The 18147-nt window shown below is 68.7% G+C and carries 13 protein-coding genes; 6 read left to right on the top strand and 7 right to left on the bottom strand.

The genetic code is table 11. From position 1 onward, the window contains the following. The 6 genes from JHN45_RS27810 to JHN45_RS27785 form a co-directional block, all read right to left on the bottom strand. Positions 1-2168, bottom strand: a 2168-nt coding sequence (locus JHN45_RS27810) for a glycosyl hydrolase 115 family protein (protein WP_201051110.1), incomplete at its 3' end; no start/stop codon positions are given. Positions 2169-2374: 206 nt separating this feature from the next. Further along, positions 2375-3568, bottom strand: a complete 1194-nt coding sequence (gene tuf, locus JHN45_RS27805; RefSeq protein WP_200710711.1) for an elongation factor Tu — start codon at positions 3566-3568, stop codon at positions 2375-2377. Positions 3569-3711: 143 nt separating this feature from the next. After that, entirely contained in the window at positions 3712-5841 is a 2130-nt protein-coding gene (fusA, locus tag JHN45_RS27800) for an elongation factor G (RefSeq protein ID WP_200710710.1), read from the bottom strand. A 39-nt stretch (positions 5842-5880) separates the two neighbouring features. Beyond that, positions 5881-6351 carry a 30S ribosomal protein S7 gene (gene rpsG, locus JHN45_RS27795; RefSeq protein WP_005481264.1) on the bottom strand — a complete coding sequence of 157 codons (471 nt, stop codon included), beginning with the start codon at positions 6349-6351 and terminating at the stop codon, positions 5881-5883. A 3-nt stretch (positions 6352-6354) separates the two neighbouring features. Further along, positions 6355-6726: a 30S ribosomal protein S12 gene (gene rpsL, locus JHN45_RS27790; RefSeq protein ID WP_003948652.1), complete on the bottom strand. Its 372-nt coding sequence runs from the start codon at positions 6724-6726 to the stop codon at positions 6355-6357. A gap of 309 nt (positions 6727-7035) precedes the next feature. Further along, complete coding sequence (locus JHN45_RS27785; RefSeq protein ID WP_307783205.1) at positions 7036-7584, bottom strand: DUF1707 and DUF4190 domain-containing protein; 549 nt, start codon at positions 7582-7584, stop codon at positions 7036-7038. Positions 7585-7788: 204 nt separating this feature from the next. Here JHN45_RS27785 and JHN45_RS27780 point away from each other — a divergent pair, with 204 nt between their 5' ends. The 6 genes from JHN45_RS27780 to JHN45_RS27755 all read left to right on the top strand — a co-directional run bounded on the left by JHN45_RS27780 (position 7789) and on the right by JHN45_RS27755 (position 14180). Next, on the top strand, positions 7789-8505 hold the full coding sequence (locus JHN45_RS27780; RefSeq protein WP_200710709.1) for a Crp/Fnr family transcriptional regulator: 717 nt from the start codon (positions 7789-7791) through the stop codon (positions 8503-8505). A gap of 130 nt (positions 8506-8635) precedes the next feature. Further along, the gene (locus JHN45_RS27775; protein WP_201051108.1) at positions 8636-9379 is read left to right on the top strand and encodes a hypothetical protein; all 744 of its coding nucleotides are present in this window, start codon (positions 8636-8638) and stop codon (positions 9377-9379) included. Beyond that, positions 9376-11529, top strand: a complete 2154-nt coding sequence (locus tag JHN45_RS27770) for a hypothetical protein (protein ID WP_201051106.1) — start codon at positions 9376-9378, stop codon at positions 11527-11529. The genes JHN45_RS27775 and JHN45_RS27770 overlap by 4 nt, the downstream gene beginning before the upstream one ends. A gap of 41 nt (positions 11530-11570) precedes the next feature. After that, complete coding sequence (locus JHN45_RS27765; RefSeq protein WP_236584174.1) at positions 11571-12644, top strand: hypothetical protein; 1074 nt, start codon at positions 11571-11573, stop codon at positions 12642-12644. Next, complete coding sequence (locus JHN45_RS27760; protein WP_201051104.1) at positions 12641-13150, top strand: Pycsar system effector family protein; 510 nt, start codon at positions 12641-12643, stop codon at positions 13148-13150. Before JHN45_RS27765 ends, JHN45_RS27760 begins: the two co-directional genes overlap by 4 nt. 28 nt (positions 13151-13178) lie before the next feature. Further along, positions 13179-14180: a M48 family metalloprotease gene (locus JHN45_RS27755; RefSeq protein ID WP_201051102.1), complete on the top strand. Its 1002-nt coding sequence runs from the start codon at positions 13179-13181 to the stop codon at positions 14178-14180. Between the two features lie 58 nt (positions 14181-14238). Here JHN45_RS27755 and JHN45_RS27750 read toward each other — a convergent pair whose 3' ends face one another. Then, entirely contained in the window at positions 14239-18138 is a 3900-nt protein-coding gene (locus JHN45_RS27750) for a DNA-directed RNA polymerase subunit beta' (RefSeq protein ID WP_200710703.1), read from the bottom strand. Between the last annotated feature and the right edge of the window lie 9 nt (positions 18139-18147).

Genomic DNA, 18147 nt, shown 5'->3' with positions numbered 1-18147 from the left:
CCCTCCCCCACCCCAACCCGCCGCACCGCCGGAAACAGCACGTCCGGCAACGCCACGTTGTCCCGCTCCGGCTGCTGCCAGCCGGCGTTGGGCCCGTACCGCTCCACGTCCCCGTAGTCGATGTGCGGCTGTGTCTGGAAGCCGGCCCATTTGCCGCCCGCTACCGCCGAGTTGAAGCGGTCGGCGAGGGCGAAGTCCCGCGCGAGGGCCGCCTCCGCCGCGTCCGCCAGGGAGTTTGTCGCGGCCCGGCCCTGCGCCGCGTACAGCAGGTTCGTGAACTCGGCCGACCGCAGTTCATACAGGTTGGCGGTCGCCGCCACCGCGTACCCGACGAGTTCGAACCACGCGTCCCGCACTCCACCGCCCGGCAGCCGCCGCCCGATCCGCTCGGCCCGTCGCCCCAGCTCCCGCCACTCCTCCGTGACCCGCTCCAACTCCCGGTGCCCGAAGGCGAACGGCGTCTGCTGATCGTCGTAGACCACCTGGCCGTCGACGAGGGTGATCCGCCGGTTCAGCAGTTCCGGCTTGCGGCGCGCCTGCAGCTGCCCGTACGCGGCCAGCACCGAGGCGATCTCATCGGCCTGCCCTGCCCCGAAGTTCTGCCGCGCGTACCGCCGTTCCCACTCCCCGAGTCGCCCCAGGTCCCAATCCTCCGGATTCCAGGCGTAGTTGAGGAAGAACTCGGTCGGCAGTTCGTTCCCCTTCAGGTCGCCCACATTCGCGACCCACAACTCCCGGTTCCCGTACGCGTGCGCCGTGTGCAGCTGCTCCCACACGTTCCGCAGGTTCGCCGTGTCCACCCACTTGTAGTTCCGCCCGGCGCCCACATAGTCGAAGTGGTAGTAGAGCCCGTAGCCCCCGACGCGCCCGGGTTCAGCGGGATCCGGATGCTTGCGGACGTTCCCCCAGTTGTCGTCCGTGAGCACGACCGTGACATCCTCCGGCGCTCTCAACCCCCGGTCCCAGTACCGCTGGACCTCCTTGTACAGCGTCCACACCTGCCGGGTCTCCGCCGCCGGCCGGTCCGTCACTTCCTCGATGATCTGCCGCTGGGCCGCGATGATCTCCTGCATGAGTTCAATACCGTCGCCATCCGGGAGGCTCGTGTCGCCGTTGCCGCGCATGCCTAGCGTGACGACACCCTCGAAGCCCTGGTCGACCATCCGCTGCACACCGGCCCGCCAATAGGCCTGTATCGCCCGGGAGTTGAGCCGGTACGACCACTCCCCCGTCCCGCCGTACGGATCGTGGCCCGGTGTCACGATCGCGCCGGAGGAGTCGCGCACGGCGGCCACCGCGTGCCGGTTCCACTCCTCGATGCCGCGCATCATCGGCGCCTCGTGAGACGTGCCCATGACAATCCCGTACTCCGACGCCCGCCGGTGGTTCTCCGGGTCGTCCTCCGCGAAGGCCCGCCCCCACACCGCCGGCCAGAGGTAGTTCCCCTTCAGACGGAGCAGCACCTCGAAGACGCGGGCGTAGAAGTCCGCGGTGAAGCCGCCCGGATACCCCGGCGCCTTGCCCGGCCCGAAGTACGCCGGTGCCCAGGTCCCGAGCGCCGGGTTCTCGTCGTTGATGAAGAAGCCGCGGTACTTCACCGCGGGCGTGCCCTGCGAGTAGCGGCCCGGGAGGACCCATATCTCGTCACGCCGCGTCGGCGGTACATCGTCCCACCAGTGCCAGGGCGAGACCCCGATGCCGTACGAGACGTCGTAGGCACCGAAGATCGTGCCGCGCGGGTCGCTGCCCGCGACGACGAACGCCCGGTCCACCCCCGGCAGCGGACGCTCGACCACCGTCTGCAGCGAGGTCTCCCAGCTGCCGCGGATTCCGGAGACGTCCAGTTTTCCGGCGGCCACCAGACCGTCGATGAGCGCGCTGCGGCCGATCGTGCCGACCAGCACCACCTCCCGCGCGAGTCCCCCACCGGGGCGTACGCCCGTGACCCGTTCGATGTCGGCCCGCAGGTCCCCCGCCACCCGTACTACTCCGGGGTGATCGTCGGGGTCCACCACGACCGGGGCGCCGACGAGGGGGAAGGCACCCGTCGTACGTGAGAAGGAGATGTACGCACCCGCCTCCATGGGCTGGGGGCTCCTCGACGACAGCACCGGTACCGCGGCAAGTCCCGCTCCCAGAACGGCTCTTCGGCTGACGGACGCAGACATGGCACACCCCTCCACACCTCTCCGGACCTCATTTGGTCAGTGGCATGACAAATGGTGGGGCGGGTGGCCGGGGGCGACAACGGGTCGTACCCGCCGAATAGTTTCGTAACAGCGGGCACGGCGACGACAAAGGGGCCCGTACGACCGAAGTCGTACGGGCCCCTCTGGAAACCGCTACCTGAAACTACAACCAGGTCAGATCAGAACTACTTGTTGATCTTGATGACCTGGCCGGCGCCCACCGTGCGGCCACCCTCACGGATGGCGAACTTCAGGCCCTCTTCCATGGCGACGGGCTGGATGAGCGAAACGGTCATCTCAGTGTTGTCGCCCGGCATGACCATCTCGGTGCCCTCGGGGAGGGTCACGACGCCGGTCACGTCCGTGGTGCGGAAGTAGAACTGGGGACGGTAGTTGTTGAAGAACGGCGTGTGACGGCCACCCTCGTCCTTGGACAGGATGTACGCCTGGGCCTCGAACTCCGTGTGCGGGGTGACCGAGCCGGGCTTGATGATGACCTGGCCGCGCTCGACGTCCTCGCGCTTGATGCCACGGAGGAGGAGACCGACGTTCTCACCGGCCTGGCCCTCGTCGAGCAGCTTGCGGAACATCTCGATGCCGGTGACCGTGGTGGTGGTCTTCTCCTGCTTGATGCCGATGATGTCAACGGTCTCGTTGACCTTCAGGACACCACGCTCGATACGGCCGGTGACGACCGTACCGCGACCGGTGATCGTGAAGACGTCCTCGACGGGCATGAGGAACGGCTTGTCGACGTCACGCTCGGGGGTCGGGATCGACTCGTCGACGGCGGCCATCAGGTCGAGGACCGTCTGGCCCCACTCCTTGTCGCCCTCGAGAGCCTTGAGCGCCGAGACCTTGACGACCGGCAGGTCGTCGCCCGGGAACTCGTACTCGGAGAGGAGCTCACGGACCTCGAGCTCGACGAGCTCCAGGATCTCCTCGTCGTCCACCATGTCGGCCTTGTTCAGGGCTACGACGATGTACGGAACGCCGACCTGGCGGGCCAGGAGCACGTGCTCCTTGGTCTGCGGCATCGGGCCGTCGGTGGCCGCGACCACGAGGATGGCGCCGTCCATCTGCGCCGCACCCGTGATCATGTTCTTGATGTAGTCCGCGTGACCGGGGCAGTCGACGTGGGCGTAGTGACGCGTCTCGGTCTGGTACTCGACGTGCGCGATCGAGATCGTGATACCGCGCTGGCGCTCCTCAGGAGCCTTGTCGATCTGGTCGAAGGCCGAGGCCTCGTTCAGGTCCGGGTACGCGTCGTGCAGCACCTTGGTAATGGCGGCCGTGAGGGTCGTCTTACCGTGGTCGATGTGACCGATGGTGCCGATGTTGACGTGCGGCTTAGTCCGCTCGAACTTTGCCTTCGCCACTGGGGTCCTCCTGCGGAGTGGTTCTGGTACGCCTTACTCATCGGCGCCAGGTGATCTTTGCTGGGATGCCGCCCGCCGGGGTCTGCCCTCCCGGGTGAGACCCGGCGGTCGGTGTCAAGCCTAAAGCGTGCAAACGGTGTGTGTTACTCGCCCTTGGCCTTCGCGATGATCTCCTCGGCGACGTTCCGGGGAACCTCGGCGTAGGAGTCGAACTGCATCGAGTAGCTTGCGCGACCCGAGGTCTTGCTGCGGAGGTCGCCGACGTAGCCGAACATCTCCGAGAGGGGCACGAGGCCCTTCACGACGCGGGCACCGGCACGCTCCTCCATGGCCTGGATCTGGCCACGGCGGGAGTTGATGTCGCCGATGACGTCACCCATGTAGTCCTCGGGCGTGGTCACCTCGACGGCCATCATCGGCTCGAGGAGCACGGGAGACGCCTTGCGGGCGGCCTCCTTGAACGCCTGCGAACCGGCGATCTTGAACGCGAGCTCGGAGGAGTCGACCTCGTGGTAGGCACCGTCGAGCAGCGTGATGCGGACGCCCGTCATCTCGTACCCGGCGAGGATGCCGAACTGCATGGCCTCCTGCGCACCGGCGTCCACCGACGGGATGTACTCCCGCGGGATACGGCCACCGGTGACCTTGTTCACGAACTCGTACGCCGGACCGTCGGTCTCGGTGATCGGCTCGATCGCGATCTGCACCTTGGCGAACTGACCGGTACCACCGGTCTGCTTCTTGTGGGTGTAGTCCACGCGCTCGACGGCCTTACGGATCGTCTCACGGTAGGCGACCTGCGGCTTGCCGACGTTGGCCTCGACCTTGAACTCACGGCGCATACGGTCGACCAGCACCTCGAGGTGCAGCTCGCCCATACCACCGATGATCGTCTGGCCGGTCTCCTCGTCCGAGTGGACCTGGAAGGAGGGGTCCTCCTCCGCGAGACGCTGGATGGCGACACCCAGCTTCTCCTGGTCGCCCTTGGACTTGGGCTCGATCGCGACCTGGATGACCGGCGCCGGGAAGTCCATGGACTCCAGGATCACCGGGTTCTTGTCGTCGGACAGCGTCTCACCGGTGGTGGTCTGCTTCAGGCCCATGACGGCGACGATGTCGCCGGCGCCCACCGACTCGATCTCCTCACGCTTGTTCGCGTGCATGCGGTAGATCTTGCCGATGCGCTCCTTCTTGCCCTTGACCGAGTTCAGCACAGCCGAACCCGCCTCCAGGCGGCCCGAGTAGACCCGGACGAAGGTGAGCTTGCCCAGGTGCGGGTCGCTCATGATCTTGAACGCGAGCGCGGACAGCGGCTCGTCCACGGACGGCTTGCGCTTGACGACCAGCTCGGGGTCCTTCACGTCGTGGCCTTCGATGGCCTCGACGTCGAGCGGGGTCGGCAGGTAGCGCACGACCGCGTCGAGCAGGGGCTGGACGCCCTTGTTCTTGAACGCGGTGCCACAGAACACCGGGGTGACCGTGACGCCCTTGGACTTGCCGGACGCGATGGTGACGCGACGGATCGCGGCGTACAGCTGCTCCTCGGTGGGCTCCTGGCCCTCCAGGAACAGCTCCATGATCTCGTCGTCGTTCTCGGCGACGGCCTCGACCAGCTTGCCGCGGTACTCCTCGGCCGCCTCGGTGTGCGTGGCCGGGATGTCGACGACGTCGTACATCTCGCCCTTCGCCGCCTCGGCGGACCACACGAGCGCCTTCATGCGGACCAGGTCCACAACGCCCTTGAAGTCCATCTCGGCACCGATCGGAAGCTGCATGATCAGCGGTACCGCACCGAGGCGGTCCTTGATCATGTCGACGCAGCGGTGGAACTCCGCGCCGGTCCGGTCGAGCTTGTTGACGAAGCAGATGCGCGGCACGCCGTAACGGTCGGCCTGACGCCACACCGTCTCGGACTGCGGCTCGACACCGGCGACACCGTCGAACACCGTGACGGCACCGTCGAGGACGCGCAGCGAACGCTCCACCTCGACGGTGAAGTCGACGTGCCCCGGGGTGTCGATGATGTTGATCGTGTAGTCGTTGTCCTCAAGCGGCCAGTGACAGGTGGTGGCAGCAGAGGTGATCGTGATGCCACGCTCCTGCTCCTGCTCCATCCAGTCCATGGTGGCAGCGCCGTCGTGGACCTCACCGATCTTGTAGCTGACGCCGGTGTAGAAGAGGATCCGCTCAGTGGTGGTCGTCTTGCCCGCGTCGATGTGGGCCATGATCCCGATGTTCCGGACCTTGGCCAGGTCAAGTGAAGTGGTAGCCATAAGGCTTCGGTCTTCTCTCGGTCTCGATGTGGGTAGCGACTACCAGCGGTAGTGCGCGAAGGCCTTGTTGGACTCGGCCATCTTGTGGGTGTCCTCGCGCTTCTTGACGGCCGCACCGAGGCCGTTCGAAGCGTCGAGAAGCTCGTTGAGCAGACGCTCGGTCATGGTCTTCTCGCGACGGGCGCGGGAGTAACCGACCAGCCAGCGCAGCGCGAGCGTGTTGGCGCGACCGGGCTTGACCTCGATCGGAACCTGGTACGTCGCACCACCGACACGGCGGGACTTGACCTCGAGCGTGGGCTTGATGTTCTCGAGCGCGCGCTTGAGCGTGATGACCGGGTCGTTGCTGGTCTTCTCGCGCAGGCCCTCCATGGCGCCGTACACGATGCGCTCGGCGGTGGAGCGCTTGCCGTTCAGCAGCACCTTGTTGATCAGGGAGGTGACAAGAGGAGAACCGTAGACCGGGTCGATGATGACCGGGCGCTTCGGGGCGGGGCCCTTACGAGGCATTTTCTACTTCTCCTTCTTGGCGCCGTAGCGGCTGCGGGCCTGCTTGCGGTTCTTGACACCCTGGGTGTCAAGGGAGCCGCGGATGATCTTGTAGCGAACACCGGGCAGGTCCTTCACACGACCGCCACGCACGAGCACGATGGAGTGCTCCTGCAGGTTGTGTCCCTCACCCGGAATGTAGGCCGTGACCTCGATCCCGCTGGTCAGACGCACACGCGCGACCTTACGCAGGGCCGAGTTCGGCTTCTTCGGGGTGGTCGTGAACACACGCGTGCAGACGCCGCGACGCTGGGGCGAACCCTCGAGTGCGGGCGTCTTGTTCTTCTCGACCTTGTCCTGCCGGCCCTTCCGGACCAGCTGCTGGATCGTAGGCACTACTTCTCCGGTTTCTGTGTGCCGATGGTGAAGCTAACCTGGAACGTCGCCGACCCACGCGGTCGGGTGTGTCGAATCCCGCAGACTTTCGCCGGGCAGCAAAAGGGGCGCAGATTGCGGTGGCCAGTGTCGGCCCCCTTAGTGCGGTTCAAGGCACGCACGAGGGCCAGGGCACACCCCAGGCACAAGGTCTGAGCGTACCTACCTCATTCGCTGCGGTCAAAACAAATGGGTGTCACCCACGGCTCGGCACGGAACATGCCGAAGCCGCACCCGCTCCGCGATCTTCGAATCTACGGTCCGGAACGGTCAGGCGGAGCTCGCTCCGGCCACCACCAGCAGCATGAGGAACAGGGTCCAGGCGCTCACGGCGAGCCAGCCGAAGACCAGCCCGGTCAGCGCCAGCCCGTCACCCACCTCGTCGCTCCGCCGTATCTCCGCGCGGGCCGTGTGGCCGAGAATCACCGCCGGGATGCCGGTCAGACCCAGCGTCGGCACGATCAGCAGGCCGCAGACCAGGGCGCCGACCGCCTTGCCGTTGGTCGGCGGCAGCGGGGCCGGCAGGAAGGTCGGCGGCACCGGACGGAAACCCGGCGGCGGCACCTGGACGACCGCCGCCTGCGGGCCCTGGGGCAGATCGGCGACCAGCAGCATCAACTCGCCGACCGTACGGGCGTCGTAGGCCCGCGCCACCCGCTTCTCCAGCTCGTCCTCCCGCAGCCGCCCCTCGGCGAAGCCCGCCCGGAGCACATCCACGGCGCGCTCGCGGTCGGCGGTCGCGGCCAGCATGGACGCTCCGCCGTGCGGCTGCCACGGCTGCTGCGGTCCCTGCCCCTGCCACGGTGTCGGGTACGACACTGAGCACCTCCCCCGGCGCCGGAGACCGAATGCCTCCATGATGCTCCAACGTGTCGAAAACGGCACCGGTTCCCCTGCAACGCCGAAGGGCGGCCGTCCGGCCACGACGGCCGGTTGTCGCCCGTTCCTCCCACGTCTGCTTCAAGTACGTTGACAGGTTGCGAAGCCAATGACATCGGCGCAGGTGAACACGGGGGCAGTGGGATGGTCGTGGGCCGGACGCACGCGTGGGACGACGACGGTTTCGACGATCGGGTGCCGTTCCTCGCCCGGCTGGAGAAAGCGGACCGGATCGCCCTCCTCGCCATCGGCCGACCGCTGCGCTACCGGGCGCGGAACGTCATCCTGCGCCAGGACGAACCGTCCGCCCACGTCCTGCTGATCCTGCACGGCTGGACCAAGGTCACGGCGATCGCCGCCAACGGCTACGAGGCCCTGCTCGCGCTGCGCGGGCCGGGTGACATCGTCGGCGAGGGCGCGGCCCTCAGCAGGCGACAGCGGTCGGCGACCGTCACGGCCCTGGAGCCGGTCGAGGCCGTGGTCATCGAGCAGAGTCGTTTCACCGCCTTCCTCGGCGACCACCCCCCGGTGGCGCTGCACCTGCTCGGCCTCGCCACCGACCGGCAGCGGTCGACCGATCGCCGCAGACTCGAATGGGCGGCGCTCACCGTGCGCGAGCGGCTGGCCGTCCTGCTGCTCGAACTCGTCCGCACCCACGGCCACCGCACGGACGAGGGCATCGAACTCACCATCGGGCTCAGCCAGCAGGAGTTCGCCGGCTCGGTCGGCTCGTCCCGGGAGGCCGTGGCCCGGCTCCTCAGGGAGCTGCGCACCCGCAAGGTCGTCACGACCGAGCGCCGTCGCATCGTGGTCCTCCGTCCCGACGTACTGCGCCGTATCGTCGGCGGCCACATCGTCTGACCGTACGGCCGCACGCTGTCAAGCGGCCTTCTGTGCACACGGTCACAGTTCCTCCGTGTCATCGGCCCTCTGCCGCGCGCCCCGGACCCGCCATCGTGCTGGGCAACCGTCCGACCCGCGAGAGGCGACCATGACCGACCCCGTGTACCGAACCATCCTTCTCTTCGACATCGAGCAGTTCGGCAAACGCGACAACGTGGAGCAGGCCTACCTGCGCCGGGTGCTCTACGACGTCGTCGACGACACACTCCGCGCGGCCGACGTGGACGAGACGTCCCGGCTGCGCGCGGACCGCGGTGACTCCGTGATGGAACTCATCGACACCCAGGTCTCCGTACCGACGCTCACCAAGACCCTCCTGACGGAGACCCCCGCGCTCCTGCACAGCAAGAACCGGCTGATCGCCGACAGCACGCGGATGCGCCTGCGGATCGTGCTCGCCGCCGGCTACGTCGCCGTGGACGAGCTCGGCGGCTGGGTCGGCCGGGATCTCAACCACGCGGTGCGGCTGCTGAACTCCGATCCCCTGCGGGCCGCCTTGCGGGACCGCGGCGAGGACTGCGTCCTGTGCACGTCCGACGGCGTCTACGAGGGGGTCGTACGCAACGGTCCGCTGGGCGTACGACCGGAGGACTTCCACCGGATCACGGTGGAGACGAAGGAAGGGCCGACGGTGGCCTGGCTGCACGGGGCACCCCGCGCACCCGGCTCCCCGGCAGCCGCCCCCGCGCTCCCGGACGCGCCCGGCGGACTCCCGGCCACCCAGCACAACGAGACCCATGTCGAACACGACCACATCGGTATGAGCGGTGGCACGGCCCACGGCGATCTCAACTTCACGATCGGCCGGCCGGAGAGCGGTGACCCCCGGTGAGCCAGGACGAGGCGTCGGCGGGCGGCGCGGCAGCCGCCGACGGGAAGCCGTCGGACGGCGATCAGAAGAAGCAGGACGACACGGCCGAGGCCCAGGAACAACAGCGGCAGGAGGCCTGGGCCGCCCGCCGGGCGCTGATCGCGCACGGCCCGGAGTTCGTCACCGCGCTGGCCCGGACCGCCACGGACGTCGGACGTGACCAGTACGGCCTCAGCGGCGGTGTGGTCCATCGCGACGTGAACTTCAACATCGGCCTCCCGCCCGGGCGTTCCGAACACCTCTCCGGCGAGGTGCCTCCGGACGACGTCGAGGAGCTGGCTCAGGTCTTCCACGGCTGCCCGAGCTTCGACGAGGCACTGGCCCGGCTGAAGCGCGGCGACCGGATCGTCGTGCTGTCCGGCGGCCGGGACACCGGCCGGGGCACGGCGGCGCGGATGCTGCTGCGCAGCCTGGACGCCATGCCCATGCGCATCCTCGACCCGCCCGGCTCCCTCTCCGCCCTGCCCGAACAGTTGAACGGAGCGGCCGGCTACCTCCTGCTCAACCTGACCACCAGCCGGAGCCATCCCCTGCGCGAACCGCATCTGCTGGGCCTGCGTGAGCGGCTGGAACGCGCCCAGGGCCACCTGGTGATAACGGTCGAGCCGTCCGCGGCCCTGGAGGACGTACCGTACGTCCGCTGGGAGCCGCCCACGGCCGAGGACATGCTGCGCTCCCACGTCACCCCGCACACCGGCGAGGACGCGTGGGCCGGCCTGTGCGGGCTGACCCCGGTGAAGGAGTTCCTCGCCCGGCACCAACAGCCGGGCGGGATCGCCGGGTTCGCGGAGCGGCTCGTCGCCTTCCAGCGCGAGGAGACCGACGAGGAGTCACTCGCCGCCTACGGGAAGGCGGCCGTGGCGGCCCAGGTCTCCGGCTGGCTCACCGACGCCGAGCTGCCCCTGCACGAGAAGGCCTTCCTCATCTCGCTCGCCGTCTTCGACAAGGCCCCGTACGCGATCGCCGCCGAGTGCGCCGACACGCTCTACACAGAGCTGCAGCGCACCGCCAATCCCCGTGAACCGGCCGTCATCCCGGTCTTCGGCAGCTCCCGGGAGGAGCGGCTCGGCCTGGCCCAGGCCCGTGGGTACGTGGACACCGAGGTCACCGAGTGGGGGCCGCTCGTCGGCAGGTACTTCGCCGCGTTCCGGGAGGAGGACACCGCCCGGATCCTGCTGGAGCAGGTGTGGAACCTCCACCCGTCCGCGCGTCCCGCCCTCGTCGAGTGGATCCAGGACCTCGCGGACGACGGCCGCCCCCTGGTGTGGACCCGGGCGGCCTCGGCGACCGCTCTGCTCGCGCAGGCCGATCTGTCGTCCGCCATGGCTCTCCTCATCGAACCCTGGGCGGACGACGACCACTTCGGCTCCTGGCTGACCGCGGCCAACGCGCTGACCATGGCCCAGCTGCTGTCGGTGCCCACCGTCCTCAGGATCCTGCACGACTGGTGCACCGAGGACTACGGCGACCTCGAAGGCCGCCGCTGGACCGCCATCCGCGCGTACGGCCTGCTGGGCCCCGTCCACTATGAACGCGCCCTGGAGGCTCTGCTCGACGCCATCCACCGGCCGCGCCCCCACGACGATCCGGAGGCCGACGAGGAAGAGGCCGCGGAGTACGCGAAGGAGGAGGCCTACCAGTTCGCCGACGCCCTCGAACTCCTGCTCCTCGCGGTACGGAACCCGGTGCTGAGCGCCCTCGCCGAACGCCTCCCCAAGGACCGCACGCTCCGCCCACACGCGCTGCTCGCCTTCCTCCAGAGCTGCAAGCAGTCCGACGAGCGCACCGGGCGCCCGATCGTCCTCGACTGGTACGCCGAGGCCGCCGCGGCCGTCGACGACACCACGGCACGGCATCTGGTCGCGTTCTGGGAGGCCGCGCTGACCGACCGCGCGCGTACCTCCGAGGCCCTGCGCATCCTGCGCGGCTGGATCCTCACGGCCGCCGGCGACCCGACGTCCGAGGCGGCCCTCACCTCGCTGCTGCCCGCCCTCGCCGCCCAGCCCACCAACCACCGGCGCGTCAGCCATCTGCTGCGCACGGTCCGCGACGGCACGAAGCCCGCCGCGCCGGTGGCGGAGCGGCTGCTGGCGCGTATCACCGCCCGCTGATCCCCGTCCCCGGAGAGCGAAGGACATCAAGGAGGTCGACCATGGAACACCCCGGCCCACGGCCCGAGGACGCCGCACGGGACGAAAAGAACGAACAGAATGAAAATGACGGACAGGATGAACAGGACGAACGGCTCGACTGGTTCCGTCAGCGGCCCGATTTCCCCGTGCCGCGCGACGCCGACGCGGACCCCGTCGTCAAGGTCTGGCAGCTGACCCGCTTCCGCCTCCGCAGCCGCCGCTTCACCGGACGCGTCGACCACGCGCTGGTCCTCGTCACCCGCAAGGGGTCCTACCGGGTGTTCCTGCCTCCCGAGCGGCCCACCGGCGTGCGGGGCTGCATCGCCCTGTACGAGGTGGACACGGACACCCACTCCTTCCGGCTGGACGTGCCCCTGCCCAGCCGGGAGGACACCTTCGAGTTCGAGGTCACCGCCGACGTCACCTGGCGTGTCATGCGGCCGGACCTGTTCGTCGCGAGCCAGGAGCGTGACGTACCGGGCCTCGTCGCCCGCCACCTCCTGCCCGTCCTGCGGGCGGCGAGCCGGAGCCACCCCATGACGGAGAGCGCCGCCGCCGAGGAGGCCGTACGACGCGCGGTGGAGGCCAACTCGTCCGTCGGCGCCGCCGAGGGCCTACGGGTCACCTGCTTCGTACGGCTGCGCCGCGACGCCACCGAACGCTCGCACCAGGCCCGCCTGCGAACCGCCCGGCACGCCTGGGAAGCCGCCGAACCGGAACACCGGGCCTCCACCCTCCGCGACCGGTACGAGGCGGCACGACTGGCCGAGAAGATCAAGTTCTACGACGATCAGCTGGCCAAGGGCGGAACGGTCGTCCTCGCCCTGCACCTGGCGGCCCACCCCGAGGACACCCTGGCGGTCCTGGAACGCCTCCGCGCCGACGACGCGGAACGGGTCAAGAACCAACTGCACCTGATCGACCAGGCGTTGGAGGGCAAACGGCTGGAGGACTACCAGCTCGCGGAGCCCCACCAGCTCATCGCCGAACGGATGGCGGCCATCCTGCACCCGAAGGAGCCCGCGCCGGCCACCGAACTCCCGCCGCACCACAGCGAGTTGACGCGCGAGGACAGCCCGGAGTCCGGCACATGACCGCGGCACCGGGCGACCGGCGGTCGCCCGCCGGCGTCCGACTGCTCGCCGACCTGCGCGGCGAGATCGCCCGCGCCGACGCCAAGGCCTCGATCCTGGTGGCCATGCTCGGCATCACCACGGGCGTGCTGAGCGCGGTGCTGATCGACCGCCGCTGGAGCCCGGCCCTGCTCCCGGCCCGGGCCGCCGTCCTGTGGTGGACCGGAGCGGCACTGCTCGTCACCTCGCTGTTCGCCCTGCTCCTCGCCGTGCTGCCCCGCTACCGCCGCAGCCGCTGGGCCCCCGGCCTGCCGCTCACCTACTTCGGCGACATCCGACGCGCCGTACGCACCGGCCGGCTCGTCACCGCCCTCGCGGACACGGAACGCGCCTCCGCCCAGGCGCTGTGCGCCGCCCTCGCCGAGAACAGCCGCATCACCGTACGCAAGCACTTCTGGATCCGCACCGGCCTGATCGCCTTCGCCGGCGCGGCGGTACTGCTCCCCACGTCGCTGCTCGTCGCCTGAACCGCTCTCTCCCCACGGAAGGACCGCCATGTCTCAGCCGCGCGAACCCGAGGAACCGGAGAAAGAGGCACCGGAGAAACAGGGGAACGAGGATCTGCGGTTGCGCCGCGGCCGCGTCCACATCGCCGCCCGGCAACGGGGCGTGGACGCCACCGCCCTCGGCCATCTCGCCCTGCACCTCCCCCACCTGGCGGGCAGCCTGGGCGTGGTCTTCGTGCTGTCGTACCTCGTCGACGCCCTGAGCGGCCTGCCCTGGTGGCTCCCGTTCGGCTGCTGGGTGCTCAGCGGCGTCCTGGTCTTCCACCGGCCCAGCGAGCGCCTCCTGGCCCGCCTGCTGTTCCACCTCCGGTACCCGTCCCCGGACGAGGCGTCGAAGTTGCAGCCCGTCTGGCGGGAGGTGGCCGGCCGGGCGGGAGTCGACGCCGACGCGTACCAGCTGTGGATAGAGAACAGCGACGACATCAACGCCCTGGCGGCCGCCGGCCACATCGTCAGCGTCACCAGCCACTCCATGAGGGCGCTCACCCCGGCCCAGCTCGGCGGCGTACTCGCCCACGAGCTCGCCCATCACACCCGGGGCCATGCCTGGACCTCGCTGCTCGCCTTCTGGTACGCGTTACCCGCGCGCCTGGCCTGGCGCCTGCTGCTCAGGCTCGCCGCACGCGTCGAACACCTCTCGGCGGGCGCCACCACCCTGGCGGTCGTCGTCACGGTGGCCGTCGTCATCGCGCTCGCGACCGCCACCTACGGCCTGATCCTCCTGCCGCTGGCCACGCCCTACCTGGTGGCCGCGGTCTCCCGCCGATCGGAACTGCGGGCCGACGAGCACGCCGCGCGTCTCGGCTTCGCCGCCCAGTTGCTGGCCGTCCTGCGCAAGGAGCACGACCGGGAGGAGACCGCCCGGGCCGCCGCCGCGGCGGCGGGTGTCCCCATCGCCGAGGAAGGCGCGATCCTACGGCTGCTGGACTCGCACCCGGACGTCCACACGCGCATGCACCACCTCCAGACCTATCTGGAACGCGGGCGCTGACACGCCGAAGGGCGGCCACCCCGTACGAAACGAGGTGACCGCCCTTCAGAACCAACTACTACTGGTTGTACGGACCGTAGTCGTAGTCCTCCAGCGGGACGGCCTGGCCGGAGCCGGTGCCGAACGGGCTGTAGTCGATGTCGTCGTAGCCGACGGCCGAGTACATCGCGGCCTTGGCCTCCTCGGTGGGCTCCACCCGGATGTTGCGGTAGCGGGACAGACCCGTACCGGCCGGGATGAGCTTACCGATGATGACGTTCTCCTTGAGGCCGATCAGGGAGTCGGACTTGGCGTTGATCGCCGCGTCCGTCAGGACCCTGGTCGTCTCCTGGAAGGACGCCGCCGACAGCCAGGACTCCGTGGCCAGCGAGGCCTTGGTGATACCCATGAGCTGCGGACGACCGGAGGCCGGGTGACCGCCCTCCTGCACCACACGACGGTTCTCCTGCTCGAAGCGGGAGCGCTCGACCAGCTCGCCGGGCAGCAGCTCGGCGTCGCCGGACTCGATGATCGTCACACGGCGGAGCATCTGCCGGATGATGATCTCGATGTGCTTGTCGTGGATCGACACACCCTGCGAGTTGTAGACCTTCTGGACCTCGCCGACCAGGTGGACCTGGACGGCACGCTGACCCAGGATGCGCAGCACGTCGTGCGGGTTGGTGGCACCCACGGTGAGCTTCTGGCCCACCTCGACGTGCTCGCCCTCGCTGACCAGAAGACGGGCACGCTTCGAGATCGGGAACGCCGTCTCGTCGCTGCCGTCGTCCGGGGTGACGACGATCTTCTTGGTCTTCTCGGTCTCCTCGATCCGCACGCGGCCCTGGGCCTCGGAGATCGGGGCGACACCCTTCGGCGTACGAGCCTCGAAGAGCTCGACGACACGGGGCAGACCCTGGGTGATGTCGTCACCGGCCACACCACCGGTGTGGAAGGTACGCATCGTCAGCTGCGTGCCGGGCTCACCGATGGACTGGGCGGCGATGATGCCGACCGCCTCACCGATGTCGACCAGCTTGCCGGTGGCCAGCGAGCGGCCGTAGCACATGGCGCAGGTACCGACGGCGGACTCGCAGGTCAGGACCGAACGGGTCTTGACCGTCTCGATGCCGTGCTTGACCAGCTCGTCGATGAGGACGTCGCCGAGGTCGGTGTTGGCCGGGGCCAGCACCTTGCCGTCGACGGTGATGTCCTCGGCCAGCGCACGGGCGTACACGCTGGTCTCGACGTTCTCCGCCTTGCGCAGGACACCGTCCGCGCCGCGCTCCGCGATGTGCAGCTTGAGGCCGCGGTCGGTGCCGCAGTCCTCCTCGCGGATGATGACGTCCTGGGAGACGTCGACGAGACGACGGGTGAGGTAACCCGAGTCGGCGGTACGGAGGGCCGTGTCGGCCAGACCCTTACGGGCACCGTGGGTGGAGATGAAGTACTCCAGCACGGACAGGCCTTCACGGAAGGACGCCTTGATGGGACGGGGAATCGTCTCGTTCTTGGCGTTCGACACCAGACCACGCATACCGGCGATCTGACGCATCTGCATCATGTTTCCTCGGGCACCCGAGTCAACCATCATGAAGATGGGGTTCGTCTTGGGGAAGTTCTCGTTCATCGCCTCGGCGACCTCGTTGGTCGCCTGGGTCCAGATCTGGATGAGCTCCTGCGTGCGCTCTTCCTTGGTGATCAGACCGCGCTCGTACTGCTTCTGGACCTTCTCGTCCTTGGCCTCGTAGCCCTTGACGATCTCCTTCTTCGCCTCGGGAACGACGACGTCGGAGATGGCCACGGTGACACCGGAACGGGTCGCCCAGAAGAAGCCGGCCGCCTTCAGGTTGTCGAGCGTCGCCGCCACGATGACCTTGGGGTAGCGCTCGGCCAGGTCGTTGACGATCTCGGAGAGCTGCTTCTTGCCCACCGAGTAGTCGACGAACGGGTAGTCCTCGGGCAGCAGCTCGTTGAAGAGCGCGCGGCCCAGGGTCGTACGGAGGCGGAAGGTGTCACCCTGCTGCCACTCGGGCTCGCCCTCCTCGCGGACCGGCGGCACCCAGCCACGCGGCGGGATGGTGCCCACCGGGAAGCGGATGTCGACGGCCGACTGGAGCGCCAGCTCGCCGGCGTCGAACGCCATGGTCGCCTCGGCCGTGGAGCCGAACGCGCGGCCCTCGCCCTTGACGTCACGGAGCTCGCCGTCGGTGGTGAGGAAGAACAGACCCAGCACCATGTCCTGGGTCGGCATCGTCACCGGACGGCCGTCGGCGGGCTTCAGGATGTTGTTCGAGGACAGCATCAGGATGCGGGCCTCGGCCTGCGCCTCCGCGGAGAGCGGCAGGTGCACGGCCATCTGGTCACCGTCGAAGTCCGCGTTGAACGCGGTGCAGACGAGCGGGTGGATCTGGATGGCCTTGCCCTCGACCAGCTGCGGCTCGAAGGCCTGGATGCCGAGGCGGTGCAGCGTGGGCGCACGGTTCAGCAGAACCGGGTGCTCCGCGATGACCTCTTCCAGGACGTCGTACACGACCGTGCGGCCGCGCTCGACCATCCGCTTGGCGCTCTTGATGTTCTGCGCGTGGTTCAGGTCCACCAGGCGCTTCATCACGAACGGCTTGAAGAGCTCCAGCGCCATGGCCTTCGGCAGACCGCACTGGTGCAGCTTCAGCTGCGGGCCGACGACGATCACGGAACGCGCCGAGTAGTCCACGCGCTTGCCGAGCAGGTTCTGACGGAAGCGACCCTGCTTGCCCTTGAGCATGTCGGACAGCGACTTCAGCGGACGGTTGCCGGGGCCCGTCACCGGGCGGCCACGACGGCCGTTGTCGAAGAGCGCGTCGACGGCCTCCTGGAGCATGCGCTTCTCGTTGTTCACGATGATCTCGGGGGCACCGAGGTCGAGAAGGCGCTTCAGGCGGTTGTTGCGGTTGATCACACGGCGGTACAGGTCGTTCAGGTCGGAGGTCGCGAAGCGGCCACCGTCCAGCTGCACCATCGGGCGGAGGTCCGGCGGGATGACCGGGACGCAGTCGAGGACCATGCCCTTGGGGCTGTTGGAGGTCTGCAGGAACGCGGACACGACCTTCAGCCGCTTCAGGGCGCGGGTCTTCTTCTGGCCCTTGCCGGTACGGATGATCTCGCGAAGCCGCTCGGCCTCTTCATCCAGGTCGAAGGACTCCAGGCGCTTCTGCAGCGCCGCGGCACCCATCGAACCGTCGAAGTACGTGCCGAAGCGGTCCCGCAGCTCGCGGTAGAGCAGCTCGTCACCCTCGAGGTCCTGGACCTTGAGGTTCTTGAACCGGGTCCACACCTCGTCCAGGCGGTCGATCTCGCGCTGCGCACGGTCGCGCAGCTGCTTCATCTCCCGCTCGGCGCCTTCGCGCACCTTGCGGCGCACATCGGCCTTGGCACCCTCGGCCTCCAGCTCGGCCAGGTCGGCCTCGAGCTTCTTGGCGCGGGCTTCGAGGTCGGAGTCACGCCGGTTCTCGACCTGCTGACGCTCCACGGAGACATGCGCCTCCAGGGAGGGCAGGTCGCGGGTGCGGCGCTCCTCGTCGACGAACGTGATCATGTACGCCGCGAAGTAGATGACCTTCTCGAGGTCCTTCGGGGCGAGGTCGAGCAGGTAGCCCAGACGTGACGGGACACCCTTGAAGTACCAGATGTGCGTGACGGGCGCGGCCAGTTCGATGTGGCCCATCCGCTCACGGCGCACCTTGGCGCGGGTCACCTCGACGCCGCAGCGCTCACAGATGATGCCCTTGAAGCGGACGCGCTTGTACTTGCCGCAGTAGCACTCCCAGTCCCGGGTCGGACCGAAGATCTTCTCGCAGAAGAGTCCGTCCTTTTCGGGCTTGAGCGTGCGGTAGTTGATGGTCTCGGGCTTCTTGACCTCGCCGTGGCTCCACTGACGGATGTCGTCAGCGGTTGCCAGACCGATCCGGAGCTCATCGAAGAAGTTGACGTCGAGCACTATGCGTCA

Origin of the sequence: Streptomyces sp. MBT53 (assembly GCF_016654115.1) — a bacterium.
GTDB lineage: Bacteria > Actinomycetota > Actinomycetes > Streptomycetales > Streptomycetaceae > Streptomyces.
This window is presented reverse-complemented; position numbering and strand designations above follow the sequence as displayed.